Below are 21,173 nucleotides of genomic sequence, written 5' to 3' on the forward strand. Positions count from 1 at the left end.
CTTCTCCAGTCACCGTTCGCACCGGGAACATCCATAACCTGTGCTCGATCCGTTCCAGGCTCGAACATCTATTGGAGTGGCACGCGTGCCGATACTTTCCGTCATCGTCCCCATGCACAATGTGGGGGCCTTCGCCGAGAGCACCCTGCGGAGTCTGGTCGGCAACGTGCACCCCGACTTCGAGTTCCTGATCGTCGACGACTGCTCCACGGACGCCACTCCGCAGATCATCGACCGCTGGGCGCCGAAACTCCCGGGCGCCCGGGTGCTGCGCCACGAGGAGAACCGGGGCATCGCCCAGGCCCGCAACACCGGCATCGACGCGGCGCACGGCGACTATCTGACGTTCCTCGACGGCGACGACTGGTACGCGCCCGGATATCTGCCCGAACTCGTCTCCCGAATACAGGAGTTGGGCTGCGACTTCGCGCGCACCGACCACGTCCAGGCCACCGGCCGGGACCGCGTCGTGCGAAGACCACCGGCCGGCGCCCGCGACACGGTGTTCGCGACCCGGGACGGCATCGCGCCGGCCCACCGCGAGACGATGGTCGACTACCCCTTCGTCTGGGCGGGCATCTACGGCGGGCATCTCTTCGCCGACGGCGGGATGCGCTTCGCGACCCGACTGCGCACCGCCGAGGACCGGTTGTGGATCTGGCGCCTGCACCTGAAAGCACAGACGTACGCGGCCGTGGGCCTGCACGGGATCTTCTACCGGCGGGGCGTGGCGACCTCCCTGACCCAGATCAAGGACGACCGCCAGCTCGACTTCATCCCGGCCTACGACCTGCTCCTCGAGGACGTGAAGAACGACCCGGAGGCCGACCGCTTCCTCCCCAAGGCCGTCCGCACGTACTGCGCGATGATCGCCTTTCACCTCGGCAAGGCGGACGAGTACGACACCGCGGCGGCCCGGCGACTGCGCCGCGAGGCCCGTGCCGCCCTCCACCGGATGCCCGAACAGGTGCTGGAGGAGACCCTCAGATCGATCGACAGCAAGCGGAGCCGCGTTCTCAGCCGCCTGCGTGACGGGCGGAAGGCTGCCTGACCCATGCTTCACAGGACTCACCGCACCACCCAGATCTTCCAGGTCTCGACGCTGTACGGCGCGGCCACGCTGGCCGCCGCGCTCGACGCGGGGCAGTTCGGCGCGCACGAGGAGACCCGGCGCATCCTGCTGGTCTCCCAGAACGCGACGGTGCCGGAGGCCGCCCTGCGCCTCGACGAGATGCACGGCTACGGCCCGATCGTCCGCCGCTTCGACCACGTGGTCAGCTGGAACGAGGCGATCCGCCCGCACCACCCCAGCGTCTGGGGCCCGCGCGGCGACGACGCGACGCTGTGGCAGCGGGCGTTCCGGCTGGCCTGGGACATCGACCCGCGCGACAAGGTCGAGATCGCCGTCGAGTCGATCCAGGTCAACCCGGGACGGGCGCTGGCGGCGATCTTCTCGGAGAGCGCCGTGCACGTGTACGCGGACGGCCTGATGAGCTACGGCCCGACCCGCGAGCGGCTGCCGCTGTCGATCGGCTCGCGCATCCAGCGGCTGCTCCACCTCGACCTGGTGCCGGGCCTGCGCCCGCTGCTGCTCTCCGAGTTCGACGTGGCGCCCGAGATCGTGCCGGACGACGCGTTCCGCGCGGTGCTCGACGAGATCGCCGCGGAGGCCGCCGACGACCCGGTCCTGGCGCCCGTACGCGAACAGGCGCCCACGGCCGTGCTGTTGGGGCAGTACCTGGCGGCGATCAACATCCTGAGCGCGGCCGAGGAGGAGGACCTGCACGTGGCGATGCTGGGCGCCGCCGCGCGGGCCGGGCACACGTCGGTCGTCTTCAAGCCGCACCCGACGGCGCCGCCCAGCTATTCGGCGGCGCTGACCAGGGCGGCCGCCGACGCGGGCGTCCGGCTCACCGTCCTCGACGCGCCGCTGCTGGCCGAGACGCTGTACGCGCACGTCCGGCCCGAGCTGGTCGTCGGCTGCTTCTCCACGGCGATGGTGACGGCGTCGGCCTACTACGACGTCCCGGTCGGCCGGGTCGGCACGGCGCTGGTGCTCGGGCGGCTGAAGCCGTACCAGAACAGCAACCGCGTCCCGCTGGCGATCGTCGACCACGTGGTGCCCGATCTGGCGGCGGGCGAGAGCGCGGCCCTCGTCGGCGCGGCTCCCGCGTCGCTGCCGCCGCTGGTCCGCACGATCGGCTTCTGCATGCAGCCCGCTCTCCAGGAGCAGCTGCGCGAGGAGGCCGTGGCCTATCTGCGCGAGCACCTCGCCGGGCTGCCCGCCCACTACTTCCCCGAGCCGCGCCTCGCCGAACTGGACCTGCCCGGCGCCGGACCGCAGGCCCGCGCGAAGCGCCAGGCGCGCCGGGCGCGGCGCGTGGTCGTCAGGACCGTCCGGCGCACCAGCCGGCGATGACCGCGCCGAGCGGCCCCGCCGCCCCCGTCCCTCCCCCTTCCGCCCCCGAAAGGCGCGCCGTGCAATCCGAGACGTCCTTCAGCCCGCCCGAGACCACGGAGGTCCCGGCCGCCTCGGCCGCCGCGGCCGCCCCGGCGGTCGTGGTGCAGCCGGCCGTGCCGCGCGAACACCGCTTCGACGTCGACCTGATGCGGCTGATCTGCTCCGGCATCGTCATGCTGGGGCACGTCGGCTCCCAGTTCATCCGCTCGACGGGCAACGACCCGGCGAACGGCTCCGGTTCGTACTGGGCGGGGCACGTCGCCGAGGCGATCAACCCGTTCGCCGTCCCGATGTACTTCGCGATAGCCGGGTGGGCGGTGCTGGTGGGCGCGCCGCCGAAGGACAGCGCCCGCATGTGGAAGCGGCTCGTGCGCAACATGGTGCCGCTCTTCGCGTGGACCGCCGTGTATCTGCTGTGGGCCTGGCTGCGGGATCGCAACGAGCGGCCCATGACCGAACTGGCGGTGGACTCCCTCGTCGGTTCGGTGCAGCCCGCGTACCACCTGTGGTTCATGTACACGTACATCCCCATCATCGTGCTCCTCGCCTTCGCGATGCTGATCAGGGCGGGCCAGCGGCCGTGGGGCCTGGGCGCGGTGCTGCTCGGGATGGCCGTGCTGCCCAGCGTGCTGAGCACTGTCAGCGAGACCACGGGGCACGAAATGCCCACCGTGGCCTGGGGATTCAGCACGTACTCGCTGGTGTACGCGGTCGGCGGCGCGATGCTCTTCGCCGTCCCGGCCGGAGTCGTGCGGTGGCGCAAGGCGCTGATGGTGCTGCTGCCGATCGCCATGGCGGGATGCCTCTGGTACAACACGCAGGTCCACTACGTGATCCCCAACGCGCACCTGTTCGTGGCCGTCAGTTTCGTCTGTGTACTGCTGCTGGTCAGCCGGGTCAACGTGCCGGAGAAGTGGCGGCCGTTGCTGCAGAAGCTGGCCGGTGCCGCGCTCGGCGCGTACATGGTGCACGTGCTGTTCGTCGAGGAGCTCGTACGGCCGCTGGTGTCGCCGGACCTGAGCGGCCCGGTGGCGGGTCTGCTCCTGGTCGGTCTGCTCGCCGCGGTCATGGCGCTGTCGTTCGCGACGAGCCTGCTGTGGGGCCGGCTGAACCTGCGCCGCCTTCTCGGCTGACAAGGGGTGACCGGCGGATGACGTTCTCGCGAGCAGTCGGCGAACCGGCCCCCGGACGCTCCGGATGCCGCTGTCGCGCTGCTTAGTGTGGCCTGTGAACCGCCGCCGCTCCCCCGGCGCCGCGGCGCACCGCGACACAGCAGGGAGTGGCACCCGTGACCGAGACGGCCGTCAGCACGCCGGGCGCCCCGCCGGGCCCGCGCCCGGCCCCGTCCCCCACGAGGGCCAAGGGCGCCGGGGGCGAGGGCCGGCTGCGCGCGCTGGACGGGCTGCGGCTGGTGGCCGCGCTGATGGTCGCGGCCTATCACTACGGCGGCCGGGGCGGTGACGTCGCGACCGCCTGGGGCACGTCACCGCGCGAGCAGTTCCCCACGCTGCACGGCCTGTTCGCGTACGGCTGCCTGGGTGTGCAGGTCTTCTTCGTGATCAGCGGGTTCGTCATCTGCCGCAGCGGCTGGGGGCGGCCGCTGCGGTCGTTCTTCGCGTCCCGGGTGGCCCGCCTCTTCCCCGCGTACTGGGTGGCGGTCGTCCTGGTGACGGCCGTCTTCGCGCTGCCGATGGTCGCCTACGCGACGGTGTCGCCCAGCGACGCGCTGCTCAACCTCACGATGCTCCAGCAGCCGCTGGGCGCCGACCGGGTGCTGGGCGTGTGCTGGACGCTCTGGGCGGAGCTGCGTTTCTACGCCCTGTTCGCGCTGTGCGTGGTGCTGCCGGGGGCGACCCGGCAGCGCGTCGTGCTGTTCTGCGCGGTGTGGACGCTGGCGGCGGCGCTGGCGCAGGCGTCCGGCGAGCCGTTCCTCGGGGTCCTGCTGATGCCGGAGTACGCGCCGTTCTTCATCGGCGGCATCGGCCTCTATCTGGTCCATCGCGACCGGCGTGACGTCCTGGCCTGGGGGATCGTCGCGGTCGGCTGGGCGATCGGGCAGCACTACGCGGTGGCCGGGCTGTGGCACGCGCCGGATCCGGACGCCTTCTCGCAGCGCTCCTCGCTCGGCATCGTCGCGGTGGTCACGCTGGGCTTCGCGGCGGTCGCGGCGATCGCCGTGGGCCGGCTGAGTCGGGCGAACTGGCGCTGGCTCACCACGGCGGGGGCCCTGACGTACCCCTTCTATCTGGTCCACGAGCACCTGGGCTGGGTGGTGATCGGCTTCCTGCACCGGCGCGTGGGGCTGCCGTCTTCGGTGACGTTCGCGGGGACGGTGGCGGTGATGCTGGCCTTCGCGTGGCTGGTGAACCGGTACGTGGAGCGGTGGGCGACGCCCCGGCTGCGCGGGGCGCTGGCCTGATCCGACCGGGGCCGGATCAGCGCACCCCGTACCGTGCCCCGATCCCCGCGACGATCAGCCGCAGCCCTTCCTCGAACCGCTCGTCGTAGCCCGTGAACAGCCGCTCCCCCGCGGCGGCGGCGAGCGGATAGTCGGCGAGCATCTCGGCGCGCTCCGCCACGTCGACGGGCGGCGGGGCGTCCGGGGAGGGCTGCTGCATCCCCTGCTCCTCGGTGACGAACCCGAGCGTGTACATGTACGCGGTGGAGCTCGCCAGGGCGGCCTGGTCGGCGGTGAATCCGGCCTCCGTCAGCAAGCGCAGGCTGGCCTCCATCTCGGGGCCGTGGTCGGTCCCGGTGAACCGTGAGCCGCTGAAGACCCGCGCGCCGTCGCGATAGCGCAGCAGCGTGGCGCGCAACTGACGGTTGCCGAGTGTCAGCCACTCCTGCCAGGAGCCCCCGGGCTCATAGCCGACGCCCGCTCCCGCGGAGCCGACCATGCGCCGGAACATCACGGTCGCCATCTCGTCCAGCAGCGCCTGCTTGTTCTTGAAGTGCCAGTACAGGGCGGGCGCCTGCACGTTCAGCTCCTTGGCGATGGCGCGCAGCGTCAGGCCCTCCAGACCCACGTCGTTCAGCAGGTCCAGCGCGGTGTCGGCGACCTGCGCCTTGTCCAGCCTCGGCTTGTCGGGCTTCGGCTTCTTCGCGTCTTTCGGGTTCTTCTCGTCGGCCACGCTTGACAGTTTAACGCCGTTAAGGCGATGCTCGATCCATCGAACTTAACGCTGTTAAGGAGGCGGTGGCGATGACGGACGTCCTGATCGTGGGCGCGGGCCCGACGGGTCTGGTGCTGGCGGCGGATCTGGCGCGGCGCGGGGTGGACGCGGTGCTGGTGGAGCGGGCGGACGGCCTGTTCCCCGGCTCGCGCGGAAAGGGGCTTCAGCCGCGCACGCAGGAGGTGCTGTACGACCTCGGGGTGCTGGACGCCGTCCGCGCGGCCGGCTCGGAGTACCCGACGATGCGGATCTGGGAGGGCGAGGTGCCCGGCCAGGAGTGGGACATGATGGAGCGCGCCGAGCCCACCGAGCAGGTGCCGTTCCCCGACGGCTGGCTGATACCGCAGGCCCGCACTCAAGAGGTGCTGTACGCGCGGCTGCGGGAGCTGGGCGGGGAGGTCCGCTTCGGCGCGGGGCTGACCGGCCTGACGCAGGACGCGGACGGGGTGACGGCCGATCTCGACGACGGCTCGACGGTCCGCGCGCGGTACGCGGTGGCGGCGGACGGCGGCCGCTCCACGGTCCGCGGGCTGCTCGACATCGGCATGACCGGCGAGACGGTGGACCCGAAGCCGATGCTGGTAGCGGACGTGCGGGTGACGGACGACGCCCCGGTCCCGGACACGCACTGGCACGTGTGGCCGAAGGCCCCGGAGGGAGCGGTGGCGTTCTGCCCGCTGCCGTCGCCGGACGGCGGCCGGGTCTTCCAGCTCATCGCGCAGTACGCGGACGAGTCGGCGCTCCCCGACACCTCGCCGGCGGCCGTGGCCAAGCTCCTCGCGCTTCGCACGGTGCTCGCCGAGGAGCACGTCGCCGAGGTGCTCTGGGCCTCGGACTTCCGGGCGCGCGCGGCACTGGCGGACCGCTTCAGGTCCGGCCGGGTCTTCCTGGCGGGCGACGCGGCACACGTCCACTCCCCCGCGGGCGGCCAGGGGCTGAACACGAGCGTGCAGGACGCGTACAACCTGTCGTGGAAGCTGGCGGCCGTGCTCGCCGGAGCGCCCGAGTCGCTCCTGGACACCTATGAGGAGGAGCGGATACCGGTCGCGGCGGACATCCTCGGCGTCAGCACCCGCATCCACCGCTCCGAGGCCCCGGTCAAGCGCGGCGGCGAGTTGCGCCAACTGGGCATCGGCTACCGGCAGTCGGCGCTGACCGCGGAGACCCGCACGGAGCTTGCCGGGGACGCGCTGCGGGCGGGCGACCGGGCGCCGGACGGCCGGCCCGGCGGGGTCCGCCTCTTCGACGCCTTCCGGGGACCGCACTGGACGCTGCTCGCGGTGGGGACGGGGGACGCCCCGTTGCCGGGCCTGGAGAGCGACGGGATCCGCACGGTCACGGTCCCGGCGTACGAGGCGTACGGCACCGGCGTCTTCCTGGTGCGGCCGGACGGCTATGTGGGCTGGGCCGGGGACTCGGCGGAGGGGGTGGTGGAGTATCTGGCGCGGGCCACGAGCGCGGCCCGGCCGCACTCATAGCGCTGCGGGCTGCCCTACACGCTGGCCAGCGACAGCTTCACCGCGAAGCCCAGGAACAGCACCCCGGCGGCCGAGGTGGCGCCGGCCGACAGGCGCTTGCGGCGGCGGAAGGCGGCGGCGAGCCGGGTGCCGCTGAAGATCAGCGCCGAGAGGTACAGGACGCTCGCGATCTGCGCGAAGGCGCCGAGGACCACGAAGGAGACGGCCGGGTAGGCGTAGGAGGGGTCGACGAACTGCACGAAGAAGGCGATGAAGAAGAGGATCGCCTTGGGGTTGAGGAGGCTGATCACGAAGGCACGGCGGTACGGACGCTCCTGGGCCTCCACGGCCGCGTCCCCGGACACCTCGGCGGCGAGCCGCTCGCGCCGGGTGCGCCACATCGACAGGGCGGCGCGCAGCATGCCGATCGCGAGCCAGGTGAGATAGCCGGCGCCCGCGTACTTCACGATGCTGAAGATCACGTCGTTGGCCTGGAGCAGGGAGGCGACACCGGCGGCGGACAGGGTCATCAGGACGGTGTCCCCGCACCAGACTCCGGCGGCGGCCTTGTAGCCGGTGCGTATGCCGCGGCGGGCGGCGACGGAGAGCACGTACAGCGAGTTCGGCCCCGGGAGGAGGACGATGAGGACGAGGCCCGCGAGATAGGTCGGAAGATCGATGACACCCAGCATGACCGGAGTGTCGCACATGGGTACGACACTCCGCGCCGGGGTTCCACATCACGGAAATGATCAAGAAAGGGCAGGTCAGAAGGTGTCGGAGGGGATGTAGGTGCCCCACACCTCGCGGAGCGCGTCGCAGACCTCGCCGACGGTGGCGCGGGCGCGCAGGGCGTCCTTCATCGGGTACAGGACGTTGCTCCCGTCGTCCTGGGCGGCCTCCTTCAGGGCGGCCAGCGCGGTGTCCACCGCCTTCTGGTCGCGCTCGGCGCGCAGCCGGGCCAGACGCTCGGCCTGCTGGGCCTCGATCGCGGGGTCGACGCGGAGCGGTTCGTAGGGCTCCTCCTCGTCGAGCTGGTAGCGGTTGACGCCGACCACGACGCGCTCGCCGGAGTCGGTCTCCTGGGCGATGCGGTAGGCGGAGCGCTCGATCTCGGACTTCTGGAAGCCGTGCTCGATCGCGTTCACCGCGCCGCCCAGGTCCTCGACCCGCTCCATGAGCGCGAGGGCGGCGGCCTCCACGTCGTCCGTCATCTTCTCGACGACGTAGGACCCGGCGAAGGGGTCGACGGTGGCGGTCACGTCGGTCTCGTAGGCGAGGACCTGCTGGGTGCGCAGGGCGAGACGGGCGGACTTGTCGGTCGGCAGGGCGATGGCCTCGTCGAAGGAGTTGGTGTGCAGCGACTGGGTGCCGCCGAGGACGGCGCCGAGGCCCTGGACGGCGACCCGGACCAGGTTCACCTCCGGCTGCTGGGCGGTCAGCTGCACGCCGGCCGTCTGGGTGTGGAAGCGGAGCATCAGCGACTTGGGGTTCTCGGCGCCGAACTCCTCCTTCATCACCCGGGCCCAGATGCGGCGCGCGGCACGGAACTTGGCGACCTCCTCGAGGATCGTCGTCCGGGCCACGAAGAAGAAGGACAGGCGCGGGGCGAAGTCGTCGACGTCCATGCCGGCGGCGACGGCGGTGCGCACGTACTCGATGCCGTCGGCGAGGGTGAAGGCGATCTCCTGCGCGGGCGAGGCCCCCGCCTCGGCCATGTGGTAGCCGGAGATCGAGATGGTGTTCCACTTCGGGATCTCGGCCCGGCAGTACTTGAAGATGTCCGCGATCAGACGGAGGGAGGGCTTGGGCGGGAAGATGTAGGTGCCGCGGGCGATGTACTCCTTGAGCACGTCGTTCTGGATCGTGCCGGTCAGCTGTCCGGCGGCCACGCCCTGCTCCTCGCCCACCAGCTGGTACATCAGCAGCAGGAGGGCGGCGGGGGCGTTGATCGTCATCGACGTCGACACCTTGTCCAGCGGGATGCCGTCGAAGAGGACCCGCATGTCGTCGACCGAGTCGATGGCGACGCCGACCTTGCCGACCTCGCCCGAGGCGATGGGCGCGTCGCTGTCGTGGCCCATCTGGGTCGGCAGGTCGAAGGCGACCGACAGGCCCATCGTGCCGTTGGCGATGAGCTGCTGGTAGCGGGCGTTGGACTCGGTGGCCGTGCCGAACCCGGCGTACTGGCGCATCGTCCACGGGCGGCCGGTGTACATGGTCGGGTAGACGCCGCGGGTGAAGGGATACCCGCCCGGTTCGCCGAGCTTCTGTTCCGGGTCCCAGCCGTCGAGATCCGACGGGCCGTAGACCGGCTCGATGGGCAGTCCGGACTCGGATGCGCGCGCCATGGTGGTGCCTCCAGCGGTTACTTACCAGTAGTCATCGACCCTCGGGACGGACTGTAGTGGCAGTTCGCAACGTTTCGGCGCCGGGAAGCATCAGTAGAGACACAAGGGAACGACGCGACAGACGGGGGACGTCATGCGGACAGCTGTCATACGGAGCACTCTCGCCGCCACCGGGGTGCTGGCCCTGGTCGGCGGCTGTACGGCGCAGGCGGTCGAGGGCGGTTCGTCGGCGCACCCGGGAGCGTCGGCGTCCGCGGCCCCCTCGGCGTCGAAGTCCGCCTCCGCGACTCCCCGGGCGTCGGGCGACGACGCCAAGCCGTCCGGCTCCGCCTCCGCTTCCCCCGCCGCGCCCGCGAAGCCGGGCCGGACGCTGTGGAAGTCCGGGGACGAGGGGCAGCAGGTGCGGGAGCTGCAGGCGCGGCTGCGGCAGGTGGCGTGGCTGTTCGACGGGCCGACGGGGGCGTACGGCGCGTCGACGGTGAAGGCGGTCGAGGGCTTCCAGGGCAAGCGCGGACTGCCGCGCACCGGGACGACCGACACCGTGACCTGGCAGCGGCTGCTGAAGATGACCCACGAGCCGACCCGGGACGAGCTGTACGCCTCCGGCGGCCAACCGGCGGCGAAGCCGGACCCGCGCTGCATGACGGGCCGGGTGCTCTGCATCAGCAAGACCAGCCGGACGCTGTCGTGGATGGTCGACGGCAAGCGGCTGATGACGACGGACGTGCGGTTCGGGTCCCAGTACACGCCCACCCGCGAGGGCCTCTTCCACGTGGACTTCAAGTCCCGGAACCACGTCTCGACGATCTATCACACGCCCATGCCGTACGCGATGTTCTTCAGCGGCGGCCAGGCGGTGCACTACTCGTCGGACTTCGCGGCCCGCGGTTACGCCGGCGCCTCGCACGGCTGCGTGAACGTCAAGGACGAGAGGAAGATCGCGAGCCTGTTCGACCAGGTCCGCACCGGCGACAAGGTCGTCGTCTACTGGTGATGAGCGGCGTGGGTGGGACCGGGGGAACGTGTCCCACCCACGCCAGTGGCACTGAGCCGAAGGTACGGGGGGAACCCCGGCTCGTGCGCGGCCGATGACCAGTCGGCTCACTCAGTACTGCGTCACAGCCCTCAAAAACGTCACACCTGTTGCGTAGATTTTTCTACGGGGAAGAAGAGAAGGGCGCAAGGCGCCGAGTTTTCGCAGGTCAGCGCAGGTCGACGCCGCGAGAGGCGGACGGGGAGGGCGCGGCGGACGGGAGCTGCGGGGTGGCGCTGTAGGACTGGCCGGCGCTCGGGCTCGTGCCGGGCTTGACGGTGTAGTAGCCGACCTTGTCGTCCCCGCCGCCGTGGCCGGTGCTGTTGGTGTGGGTGCCGTTGCTGCCGAATCCGTAGCCGCCACCGTCGCCGTAGCCGTTGCCGGATCCGTTGCCGTCGCCGTCCTCGTCGCCGTCCTGGCCGCCGCTGTGCCCCTCGGAGCCGTAGTCGCGGCCGTCACCGTCGCCGTAGGTGTCGGCGTCGGTGTCGCCGAGCACCCAGTCGCAGACCCGGGCGATGTCGGCGGGGCCGCGCCCGTATCTCTGCGCGGAGTCCCGCAGGCGCTGTCTCTCCGTGGAGGTCAGCCGGCCGGCGCGGTACTTGACGCAGCCCTGGGTGAGTTCGCGGCGCAGCGTCTCGGACACCTTGCCCTTCTCGCTCGACCGGGGGCTCGGGGTGTGCGACGTGCCCCTGTCCTTCGGGGTGGGCTCCGTGCGGTCCGGGGCGGTGGGGCCGCCGCTCGGGCTCGCGGAGCCGTCCGGCCGGGTGCCGTCGGCGCCGCCCGTGGGACGCGGGGATCCGGTGGCGAGCGGCTGTTCGGAGTCGGCGGCGGAGACCGAGGAGGCCGGTGCCGGTTCGCTCCGGTCGCCGAACGGCGAGGGCAGCACCCCGGTCCCGGCGGCGACGGCGACCCCGCCGACCATGCACGCGGCGACGGCCGCGGCGAGCCCGAAGCGGACCGGGCGGCCCCACGGCCGGGTGCCCGCCGGGCGGGACGCGGCGCCCGCTCGGTGCCGTCCGGCGCCGTTCACAGGGGTCGCCGCGGTCACGGCCGCGTCCACCGCGGACTCGGCGCGGGCCTCGCGGAACGCCTTCAACGCGGCTTCCTCGCCCGGGAGTTCACCGCCGGGGCCGGACGGGAGCGCGCTGAGCGCGTCCAGGGTCCCGGTCAGCCGGCCGGCCCGTCGCACGTCGTCGTCGTGGACGGCCTCCAGCGGCTCCCCGCGCAGCACACGCTCCGCCGCGTCGCGGTCCAGCCACTTGTCGTGCTCGTCGGCCATCACATGTCCTTCTGCGTCCGCGTACGCGATTGCGTCACACCGGCGGACGTCACCGTGCGTGTTCTCGGTTGCCTCGGCTGCGGCAGCGCGACGAGGGGGCCGGGCGGTTCCGGGGTCTCCGGGACGTCCGCGCCGAGGAGTTCCGCGAGCCGCTTCAGGCCGCGGTGGGCGGCCGTGCGGACGGCTCCCGGCCGCTTGCCGAGGGTCTGCGCGGCGCTCTTCGCGTCGAGCCCCACGACGACCCGCAGCACGACGGCCTCCGCCTGGTCCTGCGGCAGTTGGGCGATCAGCGCCATGGCGTCGCCGGTGGCGAGGGACTCCATCGCCTCGTCGGCGGTGTCGGATGCGGCGGGTCTGCCGGTGAGCTCGGTCTCGTCACCGCCTATGGCGGGCCGGCGTCCCCGCATGCGTATGTGGTCGAGGGCGCGGTTGCGCGCGATCCGGGCGGCCCACCCGCGGAACCGGTCGGCGTCGCCCTCGAACCGGTCCAGGTCCCGGGCGATCTGCAGCCAGGACTCCGACGCGACGTCCTCGGCGTCGGGTTCGCCCACGAGCGTGCGTAGATATCCGAGCAGCCTCGGATGCACGGCGCGGTACACAGTCCGGAACGCGGCCTCGTCCCCGTCCTGTGCCGCAAGCACCGCGGCGGTCAGCTCCGCGTCGTCCCCCAGCACTCCCAGTCCCTGCCCACTTGGTCTCGTGCGCCCCCAGCGCGAATCAGCACGCTACGGCCTGAAACGCCGCCGCGTCCATGTTTGTACAACGGGCAACCAACGGCGCACACAGCGGGGTGTGACAGAAAACGCACCCTCGGCGCTGAAGGGAGTACGGGCCGCTCGCGACCCGTACCGCGCGGCGGCCGGGGTCTCTCCTGTGGGGGGTGGCGACCTCGGCCGTCCCGTATGCCGGGCGGCGGTTCAGCCCGTTCGCGCCCGGCCCGCGTCGTCGTGGGGCCGCCAGTCGTCACGGCGGCGGGGCGCCGCCGCGAAGGCGCCCGCGTCGCGCGCCGCGCGGAACGCGGCGAGCGCAAGTCGCTCCCCGGCCGTTTCGGACGGCTGCCGCGCCCGGACCGCGGCGGCCAGCGCCTCGCCCAGGATGTGGGCGTGTTCGTCAGTCATCTCGACTCACTCAGCGTGCGGCGGACGCCATCCATCACACCTGATCACCCTTTGTCCCTCGGTTCGTCGGGTTCCGCCAGCTCATCCGGGTCCTCGCCGGTGCCGTCGGGCGTTCCGTTTCCGGTCGCGAGCTGCCGGGCGAGCCGCTTCAGACCGCGATACGCGGCCGTGCGGACGGCGCCGGGCCGCTTGCCGAGGACGCGTGCGGCGGCGGGCCCGTCGAGGCCGACCACGACCCGCAGCAGCACCGCCTCGGCCTGGTCCCGCGGCAGTTGGGCGATGAGGGCGAGGGCGCGTTCGGTGGAGAGGAGCTCGAAGACCTGGTCGGCGGTGTTGTGGGCGCCCGGCAGGTCGAGCACGTCCTGTTCGGTGCCGGACGCCCGGGGCCGCACCTTCTGCCGGCGCAGCAGGTCGAGGGCGCGGTAGCGGGCGATGGTCGCGGTCCAGCCGCGGAACCCGGCGCCGTCGCCGCGGAAGCGTCCGAGGTCCCGGGCTATCTCCAGCCAGGCGTCGGCGGCGACGTCCTCCGCCTCGTCGCCGACGAGCCCGCGCAGATAGCCGAGCAGTCCGGGCTGGACGAGCCGGTAGGCAGCGGCGAACGCGCTCTCGTCGCCCTCCTGGGCCCGCGCGACGGCGGCGCCCAACTCCTCGTCGTACTCGCGCGTACCACGAGGCTCCCCTCCCTGCCCCAACCGCTTTCCTTCTCGTACGTCACTCAGGACGGCGGCGCCTCAGCCGTCCACGTTCCCCCGAGTCGATCAGCGCCGCTCCGCACAGAAATGTCACAGGGCGGGCTCCGCGGCCCGGCCCGCCGTCCGGCCGGGCAGGGTCAGATAGAAGGTCCGCAGCGACTCCTCGGGGCCGACCTCGTAGCGGTTGACCACCTTGCCCAGCGGGTTCCACACCCGGCCGTCCGGCATCCGCACCCCCACGCGCTGGCCGAAGTAGGCGCGCTGGTGCGCGTCGAGGTCCACCCACACGGCACCGGCCCGCCGGACCAGCACCTCGCCCACGTACGCGCCGAGGGCGAACAGGACGGCGTCCACACGCTCCCGATCGGGGGTTCCCTTGCGCAGCCCGTCCACGAGGAAGTCGACGACGCGCAGGCTGGCGACGGAGTGGTCCAGCGGTACGCGCGACGAGGCGACGCGCGCGACGAACGCGGTGGCGTGCCGCCGCATGTCGGCGGCCGCCGCCTTCTCTCCCTGTGACATGGTGGGCCCCTTCTTCGCTCGGTACTTTTCCAAGCGAACCGGCGGTCTCCGCCGTCACGGGTTTCTCACATGTCGCTTCTCACACCGCGAGTTGCGCGTTTTCGTACAACCTTTTGCGCCGTCAGGTCGTCCGGAGCCGCACGTCGACGGTCGCCCGCATCACCGTGCGCGCGGCGTTGCGCAGATCGTCCAGGAAGAGCGCGGCGAGGCGGGGCGTGAACCCGGTGCGGACGACCACCCGGAGCACCCACGTGTCGCTCATCCCGGTCGGCAGCGGATAGGCCGGAACCTGCCAGCCGCGGGCCCGCATGGCCAGCGCGATGCCGCGTTCGTGCAGGCCGAGCGCGTGGGCGCGGTCGCTGAGCCGGAATGCGAAGGCGGGCAACTCGTCGCCATCGCTGAGGAGTTCGAAGAGGTCGAGGTCGGCGATGCCGGCGGCGAGGCCGCGCGCGGTGCGCCGGGACTCCAGGTGCAGCCGGCGCAGTCCGGCGTGCCCGTACCGGTGGAAGGTGTAGTACTGCGCGGCGACGTGCGAGGCGGGGCGGGTGAAGGTGAGCGAGAAGGTGTTCATCTCGCCGCCCAGGTAGTCGACGTGGTGCACGAGTTCGGCGGGCAGCGCCGCCGCGTCCCGCCACAGCGCCCAGCCGAGTCCGGGGAAGACCTGGCCGTACTTGTGCCCCGAGGTGTTGATGGAGGCGACGCGCGGGAGCTGGAAGTCCCAGAGCAGGTCGGGGTCGAGGAAGGGGGCGACCAGGGCGCCGGACGCGCCGTCGACGTGGACGGGGATGTCGTGGCCGGTGGCCGCCTGGATGCCGTCGAGCGCGAGGCAGAGATCGGCGATCGGCTCGTACGACCCGTCGAAGGTGGAGCCGAGGATGCCGACCACGCCGATGGTGCGGTCGTCGCAGTACTCGCCGAGGAGTTCCGGGGTGAGGTGCAGGCGGCCGGGCGCGAGCGGGACGAGCCGCGCCTCGACGTCGAAGTAGGAGCAGAACTTCTTCCAGCAGACCTGGACGTTGGCCCCGGCGACGATGTTGGGCCGCTCGGTGTCGCGCCCCGCGTCCCGGCGGCGCCGCTCCCAGCGCCGCTTGAGGGCGAGTCCGGCGAGCATGGCGGCCTCGCTGGACCCGGTGGTCGAGCAGCCCGTGGCGCGGGCCGCGTCGGGGGCGTGCCACAGGTCGGCGAGCATCCGCACGCAGCGCGCCTCCATGTCCGCGACCTGCGGGTACTCCTCGGTGTCGACGAGGTTCTTGTCGGCCGTCTCGGTCATCAGGAGGCGGGCCTCGTCCTCCATCCAGGTGGTGCCGAAGGTGGCGAGGTTCAGACGGCTGCGGCCGTCGAGGAGGAGCTCGTCGCGGATCGCGTCGTAGACGGCACGGGGCTGTGACTCCTCACGGGGGAACAGGGTCTCGACGGGGGCGGCGGCGGGCGCGGGGAGCGGGGCGGGGACGGGCGCGGAGGTGTAGGACATGACCCGAAACTAGATCGCCTATTGCCCTCTTGACCTGCATGAATTCACCCACGCGAGGGAGGGGAAACCGAGTTTGGACGCATTCTTTGGCTGCCTGATTGGCCGGCTTTACCCCGCCTTAGGCATATGCCTACACCGCCTTTATGCCCAGACCTCTTGAGTGACCTACGGCACATCGGCACAACGTGTGACGATCCTCGGGGGTCTTTCGCTGAATAGGACAACTACCCGCGGGACGCGCGGGGCAGGTGGGAAATTCTTCTGTGAACTTCTTCAAGGGGTGGGGCAAGTGAGCCCGCGACATTCGCGAGGTAAGGCGCCCGACGGGCGCGCCGCGCACGCGTACAAACCGCTCGGTCTCAAGGGCAGGGCCTGGATCACGGCGGGGGCGGTCGTGCTCGGCGGGGCCGGCGTGGTGACGTACGCGATGGCGGACCCGGGCGCCTCCTCGGACGGCGCGCCCGCGCACCGAGCCGCGGCCGTGCACTCCGTGAGCATGCAGACGAAGAGCGACCGCAAGGTCGTGCCGCAGAAGTCGACGCAGCTGTTCAGCGCGGTGACGGTGACCTGGAGCGACCCCGAGGACAAGCTCGACGGCTCGGCCCAGTTCCGCTCCCGCGACGCGGAGTCGGGCGCCTGGAGCGGGTGGACGACGCTGCCGAAGGAGACCATCGACGCGGACGGCGCCGAGCGCGAGCGGGCGGCCCTGCGCGGCGGCACCGCGTCCGTGCCGACGAAGTCCGACGCGGACGGTGTCGAGGTGCGCGTGGTCGACGCCGACGGCAAGGCGTCCGACCTGCCCTCGGGCATGGACGTCAAGCTGATCGACGCGGGCACCGGCCCCGCGAAGGGCGGCGGCGCGGGCCTCGAACCGGCCGCGTACTCCGAGGAGACGACGGCCCCGGCCGCCACCGGGACCCCGGACGCCGGGAGCAGTTCGGCGGCCGGGTCCACCGCGCCGGAGAGTTCCGCCCCGGCCACGGACGACGCGAAGGACGCCGCCACGGAGACCGCCACGGACACCGCGTCGCCCACCGCGACCGAGTCCGAGACGCCGCCCGCGCCGCGCCCGTCGACGGTCGTCAAGCCGCACATCATCACGCAGGCCCAGTGGGGCGCCGGCACCAACTACGACGGCACGCCCACCTACGACACGGAGATCAAGGCCGCCGTCGTCCACCACACCGGCAGCGACGCCGACAACGCGGTGCCCTGCGCCCAGTCCGCCAAGCGGCTGCGCGAGATCCAGCAGGAGCACATCGCCAAGCGCTACTACGACATCGGCTACAACTTCGTGGTCGACCGCTGCGGCCAGATCTTCGAGGGCCGCAGCGGCGGCATGGACCTCCCGGTGCACGGCGCCCACGACTACGGCTTCAACACCGACACCGTCGGCATCTCCTACATCGGCAACTTCGAGTCGGCCAAGCCCACCAAGGCCGCGCTCGACGCGATCTCCCGGGTCGTCGCCTGGAAGTTCGGCCAGTACGGCATCGTGCCGACCGACAAGGTGACGCTCACGTCCAACGGCGACCTCGGCACCGACGGCAACAAGGTGGCCCTGGGCAAGACCATCACCCTGCCCCGGGTCTTCGGCCACAAGGACACCAACTCCACGCTCTGCCCGGGCGTGAACCTGTACCCGAAGCTGAGCCGCATCGCCACGCAGGCCGCGGCCCCCGGCATCTCCCACGCGCTGCCCTCGCAGAACCTGACCGGGGACGGCACCACCGACCTCGTCGCGGGCATCCCGAAGGGTGCGAGCGGCGGCCAGGTCGCCATCGTCCCGGGCGGCGTCTCCGGCCCGACGACGACCGGCAAGAAGCTGATCTCGCAGTCCACCGGTGACATCCCGGGCGCGGGCGAGAGCGGTGACGAGTTCGGCGCGTCCACCGCGACCGGCGACGTCAACGGCGACGGCTACACCGACCTCGTCGTCGGCCAGCCCGGCGAGGACGACACCACGGGCCACAAGGACCGCGGCGCCTACACCATCGTGTACGGCCCGGGCTTCACCACCGGCACCGGTGTGAACCTCGACGCGAGCTACGACCTGTCGGGCGCCCGGTTCGGCTCGGCCGTCGCGGTCGGCGACTTCAACGCGGACGGCACGGCCGACGTCTTCGCCGCCTCCAGCGGCTTCGGCGGCACCTGGTCGGCCCGGTACGGCGACGGCTGGGACACCGACTCCATGGTCACCACCTCGGAGGACAACCTGTCCTACATGGACGCCACGTCCGGCGACTTCAACCGGGACGGCTACGCGGACGTCGCGCTCAACTACCGCGACGGCGCGAGCCTCGGCAAGGTCGTCTGGTACAAGGGCGGCGCGGGCGGCCTGCGCAAGGCGGCGACCCTGACGGTCAAGGGCGGCCGCTCCATAGCCTCCGGCGACCTCAACGGCGACGGCGTCGACGACATCGTCGTCGGCCAGCCGTACACCTCCGAGTCGGCCGCGCACTCCGGCGGCCAGGTCACCGCGGTCTACGGCGCGGCGGCCACCGGCCTCGGCACGAAGGTCACGACGATCCACCAGTCCACCAGCGGCGTCCCCGGCGCCTCCGAGGCCGGCGACGCCATGGGCGCCTCGGTCGCGGTCGGCGACTACAACGCCGACGGCTACGCGGACGTCCTCACCGGCGCCCCCAACGAGGACATCACCCGCAGCGGCAAGAACCAGTCCAACGCCGGTACGTCGCTGCTCCTGAAGGGCTCCTCGGCCGGTCTGACCGGCACCGGCGCGATCGCCGTCTCGCAGGACGAGCCCGGCGTCCCCGGCTCGACCGAGACGAACGACAACCTCGGTTCGTCGGCGGCGCTCGCCGACCTGTCCGGCTACGGCCGGGCCGACCTGGTGCTCGGCGTCGCGGGCGAGGACACGGGCAACGGCACGCTGCTCTACGTGCCGAGCAACAGCGGCGGCCTCGGCCTGTCGACGGCCAAGTACTACGGCGTGACGCAGGTCGGCTCCCCGGCCGGCGCCCGCCTGGGCACCAACCTGGCGCCGTAACCGATCCGCACGGCAAGGCCCCCTCTCCCCGGGAGAGGGGGCCTCGTCATGTCCGTCCGAATTGCGCCCCTGCTTGCGTCGCGCACGGCCGATGGGTTACTCACTGACTCCCACGGGCGCGGCCCCGGCCGTAGAGAGGGGGCGGCCGGGTCCGGGCCACGTGTCGTGCGGAAACGTCACATCGCGACGACGCCGAGGCGGTCGAGGAACCGGAAGAACAGCTCCTCCGCCGACGGCTCGGCCTGTGCGCGCAGCACGTCGAGCAGCGGCCCGCCCTCGACGGTCCGCTCCCCCTCGGCGGCCCAGGCGACGGCCCGCTCGGCGGCGTCGCCGGGCGGCAGGAAGTAGTCCTCCAGCGCGAGTTCGTCGCCGCCGATGTACCGGGCCATCGCGATCCGCCCCAGGCAGGTCGTCCAGGCCCCGGTGCGCGGCCCGGCGGCCTCCACCACCGCGCACCTGCTGTCCATGACATAGGCGAACAGCGCGGGCGCGTCCGTCTCGGCGGCCAGCGAGTTCATGCTGCCCGGGTCCGGCGCCTGCTCCCCGTCGGCCCCGCCGCCCGGGCACTCCCACACCTGCCAGCCGCCGGCCCGCTCCTCCAGGAGCGTCAGCGCCTCGCGTACGCCGCCCAGGGCGTCCAGTTCCTTGAGCGGTCGATCACTTCTGGCCACCACGTAATAGCCCCAGTAGCCCATCCCCGTGCCCCCGTCCCGATGTTCTTCGCAGCTCAGGCCGAATACACCACAGGCGCACGGGACTTCGCCACCGGAAACGCAAACTGGGACAGCCCGTACTCAGCCGTCCAGCCGGTCGGCCAGCTCCTTGAACCGCGTCCAGGTCAGCTCGGGCTTCTCCGGGTCCCACAGCTTCTGCACCGTCGCCCGCAGCGGCATCCTGATGCCCCGCGCGACCTGCTCCTGCGTCTGCGCCCCGGCGAGGTCGCACCAGACGGCGAAGGAGCCGCCGAGGATCTGGCCGTCGTACTTCTCGGGGACCGGACGCGTGCCGCGCACCACCAGCGGGGTCCAGTTCTCGTAGATCCGCTCCCCCGTCGGATAGACGAAGGTGTTGGGCTGGCCGAGGACGTAGTAGAGGTACTCGTCGTTGTAGTTGGTCAGCCTGCGTCCGGCGCTCAGATAGGAGACGGGGTCGCGCGCCCCGATCTCCTTGCCCGTCCAGTACGCGACCTCCAGCTTCTTGTCCGCCTCGACGACCCCGCCGGTGAAGAACCCGTCGTTCCACGCCTTCAGATCGCGGTCGAAGGGCTTCATGGTCGCGGCGCGGTCGTTCAGCCAGCCCTGGGCGAGGTCCTGGACGCGGGCGTTCGCCCCGTACTTCTGCCGGGCGGCGCGCGCCAGCTGCGGGAAGGACGCCTCCGGGTTCGTCCGGACCAGCGCCTGGTACTCGTCGCCGCCCAGGTGCCAGTAGGCGCCCTTGAACAGGCCCGCGTACTCCTTCAGGAGGTCGTCGACGATGTCGGCCGCGGCCGGCTTGGAGATGTCGATGGCGCCGCGGGTGGCCACGCCGCCCACGTCGCGCAGCTGGAGGTCGGGGTGGGCCCGCAGGACGGCGCCCAGGTGGCCCGGCGAGTCGATCTCCGGCACGACGGCGACGTGCCGTTCGTCGGCGAGCGCCAGGATCTTCCGCACCTGCGCCTTGGTCAGGTGCTCGGAGGAGACGATCTCGGGGTGCGAGTCGGACTCGATGCTGAAGGACTGGTCGTCGGAGAAGTGCAGCCCGAGCTGGTTGAACTTCAGGTCGCCGAGCTCCCGGATCCGGTCCTCGATCCAGCCGGCCGTGAAGTGCTTGCGCGCGATGTCGAGGCTGAATCCGCGCTGCGGCTTGGCCGGCTCGTCCGCGACGACGCCCTCCGGCGCGGTGCCCCCGCCGTGCACCTCCTGCTTGAGGGTGCGGGTGCCGTAGAAGACGCCGGTGTCCCGCGGCGCGACGATCCGCACCCGCCCGTCCGCGACGGTCATCCGGTACGACTCCGCGCCCGCGCCGGACGCCCCGCCGAGCGCCAGCTCCACATCGCCCGGGCCCGCCTTCGCGCCCTCGCCCGCGTAGCGCAGCCCCAGCTCCTCGGCGATCAGCCGCCCCTCGTCGTCCAGCGCGCCGTCCCGCACCACGACCCGCCCGCCGTCGGGCTTCCAGCCGGGCCCGCGCGCCGGAGTGAAGTCCCGCACCGCGGGGATCGTGCGCGGGGGCGTGGACAACGGATAGGACCGGCTGGGCGACGGAGTGGCGGAGGGTTCCCGCGACGCGCTCGCGCCACCACCGCCGTCGTCTCCGTCCGGCCACAGCACGGCGGCCCCGGCGACAGCCCCGGCGGCCACCACCACGGCCGCCCCGAGGAGGACGTTCCGCTGCCTACCCATAGAACCCGGCTCCGATCTGCGCCCCGTCAGGGGCGCGGGGAACTGCGCGAGCAACCCCGACGAGGCCCGCACCCACGAACGCACATCATCGCCACGGGAGAAACCCGTAGCTGTCCACTCGCGTCAGCCAAACTCCCCGTCCGGGTGAAATTCGCGCATCCGTCGGACACCCGCAATCAGCCCTCGCTAGCGTTACGCCACAAACAGAACTTCGTACAGCCGATCCCA

The 21,173-nt window shown here is 72.0% G+C and carries 18 protein-coding genes; 7 read left to right on the top strand and 11 right to left on the bottom strand.

The genetic code is table 11. The features are described from left to right. The first annotated feature begins 85 nt into the window (after window positions 1–85). The 4 genes from ABZ930_RS13530 to ABZ930_RS13545 all read left to right on the top strand — a co-directional run bounded on the left by ABZ930_RS13530 (window position 86) and on the right by ABZ930_RS13545 (window position 4,880). Window positions 86–1,051, top strand: a complete 966-nt coding sequence (locus tag ABZ930_RS13530) for a glycosyltransferase family 2 protein (protein ID WP_361546279.1) — start codon at window positions 86–88, stop codon at window positions 1,049–1,051. Window positions 1,052–1,054: 3 nt separating this feature from the next. Next, window positions 1,055–2,419, top strand: a complete 1,365-nt coding sequence (locus tag ABZ930_RS13535; protein ID WP_361546282.1) for a polysialyltransferase family glycosyltransferase — start codon at window positions 1,055–1,057, stop codon at window positions 2,417–2,419. A gap of 59 nt (window positions 2,420–2,478) precedes the next feature. Next, window positions 2,479–3,594: an acyltransferase gene (locus ABZ930_RS13540; RefSeq protein WP_361546285.1), complete on the top strand. Its 1,116-nt coding sequence runs from the start codon at window positions 2,479–2,481 to the stop codon at window positions 3,592–3,594. Window positions 3,595–3,749: 155 nt separating this feature from the next. Continuing rightward, the gene (locus ABZ930_RS13545; protein ID WP_361546288.1) at window positions 3,750–4,880 is read left to right on the top strand and encodes an acyltransferase; all 1,131 of its coding nucleotides are present in this window, start codon (window positions 3,750–3,752) and stop codon (window positions 4,878–4,880) included. A gap of 16 nt (window positions 4,881–4,896) precedes the next feature. On the opposite strand, the gene ABZ930_RS13550 is transcribed toward ABZ930_RS13545, so the two are convergent. After that, entirely contained in the window at window positions 4,897–5,592 is a 696-nt protein-coding gene (locus ABZ930_RS13550; protein ID WP_361546291.1) for a TetR/AcrR family transcriptional regulator C-terminal domain-containing protein, read from the bottom strand. A 71-nt stretch (window positions 5,593–5,663) separates the two neighbouring features. On the opposite strand from ABZ930_RS13550, the gene ABZ930_RS13555 reads away from it, so the two are divergent. Then, window positions 5,664–7,112, top strand: a complete 1,449-nt coding sequence (locus tag ABZ930_RS13555) for an FAD-dependent monooxygenase (RefSeq protein ID WP_361546294.1) — start codon at window positions 5,664–5,666, stop codon at window positions 7,110–7,112. 14 nt (window positions 7,113–7,126) lie between these two features. On the opposite strand, the gene leuE is transcribed toward ABZ930_RS13555, so the two are convergent. Together leuE and ABZ930_RS13565 are read right to left on the bottom strand one after the other, a co-directional pair. Further along, window positions 7,127–7,783, bottom strand: coding sequence for a leucine efflux protein LeuE (leuE, locus tag ABZ930_RS13560; protein ID WP_361546297.1), 657 nt, complete (start codon window positions 7,781–7,783; stop codon window positions 7,127–7,129). Between the two features lie 75 nt (window positions 7,784–7,858). Then, window positions 7,859–9,442: a methylmalonyl-CoA mutase family protein gene (locus tag ABZ930_RS13565; protein ID WP_361546300.1), complete on the bottom strand. Its 1,584-nt coding sequence runs from the start codon at window positions 9,440–9,442 to the stop codon at window positions 7,859–7,861. Between the two features lie 133 nt (window positions 9,443–9,575). Here ABZ930_RS13565 and ABZ930_RS13570 point away from each other — a divergent pair, with 133 nt between their 5' ends. Further along, window positions 9,576–10,436 (top strand): L,D-transpeptidase family protein, encoded by an 861-nt coding sequence (locus ABZ930_RS13570; protein ID WP_361546303.1) that lies wholly within the window; start codon window positions 9,576–9,578, stop codon window positions 10,434–10,436. 208 nt (window positions 10,437–10,644) lie between these two features. On the opposite strand, the gene ABZ930_RS13575 is transcribed toward ABZ930_RS13570, so the two are convergent. The 6 genes from ABZ930_RS13575 to ABZ930_RS13600 form a co-directional block, all read right to left on the bottom strand. Continuing rightward, a complete protein-coding gene (locus ABZ930_RS13575) occupies window positions 10,645–11,754 on the bottom strand; it encodes a hypothetical protein (protein ID WP_361546306.1) in 1,110 nt (369 codons plus the stop codon). Further along, window positions 11,754–12,428, bottom strand: coding sequence for an RNA polymerase sigma factor (locus ABZ930_RS13580; RefSeq protein ID WP_361546309.1), 675 nt, complete (start codon window positions 12,426–12,428; stop codon window positions 11,754–11,756). Before ABZ930_RS13580 ends, ABZ930_RS13575 begins: the two co-directional genes overlap by 1 nt. A 243-nt stretch (window positions 12,429–12,671) precedes the next feature. After that, window positions 12,672–12,872, bottom strand: coding sequence for a hypothetical protein (locus tag ABZ930_RS13585; RefSeq protein WP_361546312.1), 201 nt, complete (start codon window positions 12,870–12,872; stop codon window positions 12,672–12,674). A gap of 44 nt (window positions 12,873–12,916) precedes the next feature. Beyond that, entirely contained in the window at window positions 12,917–13,564 is a 648-nt protein-coding gene (locus tag ABZ930_RS13590; RefSeq protein WP_361546315.1) for an RNA polymerase sigma factor, read from the bottom strand. Window positions 13,565–13,654: 90 nt separating this feature from the next. Beyond that, window positions 13,655–14,086: a hypothetical protein gene (locus ABZ930_RS13595; RefSeq protein ID WP_361546318.1), complete on the bottom strand. Its 432-nt coding sequence runs from the start codon at window positions 14,084–14,086 to the stop codon at window positions 13,655–13,657. 121 nt (window positions 14,087–14,207) lie between these two features. Beyond that, a complete protein-coding gene (locus ABZ930_RS13600) occupies window positions 14,208–15,557 on the bottom strand; it encodes a glutamate decarboxylase (protein ID WP_361546321.1) in 1,350 nt (449 codons plus the stop codon). Window positions 15,558–15,846: 289 nt separating this feature from the next. On the opposite strand from ABZ930_RS13600, the gene ABZ930_RS13605 reads away from it, so the two are divergent. Beyond that, window positions 15,847–18,567 (top strand): N-acetylmuramoyl-L-alanine amidase, encoded by a 2,721-nt coding sequence (locus ABZ930_RS13605; RefSeq protein WP_361546324.1) that lies wholly within the window; start codon window positions 15,847–15,849, stop codon window positions 18,565–18,567. A gap of 176 nt (window positions 18,568–18,743) precedes the next feature. On the opposite strand, the gene ABZ930_RS13610 is transcribed toward ABZ930_RS13605, so the two are convergent. Together ABZ930_RS13610 and ABZ930_RS13615 are read right to left on the bottom strand one after the other, a co-directional pair. Continuing rightward, window positions 18,744–19,262, bottom strand: coding sequence for a hypothetical protein (locus ABZ930_RS13610; protein ID WP_361546327.1), 519 nt, complete (start codon window positions 19,260–19,262; stop codon window positions 18,744–18,746). A 99-nt stretch (window positions 19,263–19,361) separates the two neighbouring features. Continuing rightward, a complete protein-coding gene (locus tag ABZ930_RS13615; protein WP_361546330.1) occupies window positions 19,362–20,945 on the bottom strand; it encodes a glycoside hydrolase family 20 protein in 1,584 nt (527 codons plus the stop codon). Window positions 20,946–21,173 lie beyond the last annotated feature (228 nt).

Origin of the sequence: Streptomyces sp. NPDC046716 (assembly GCF_040645755.1) — a bacterium.
Classification (GTDB): domain Bacteria; phylum Actinomycetota; class Actinomycetes; order Streptomycetales; family Streptomycetaceae; genus Streptomyces.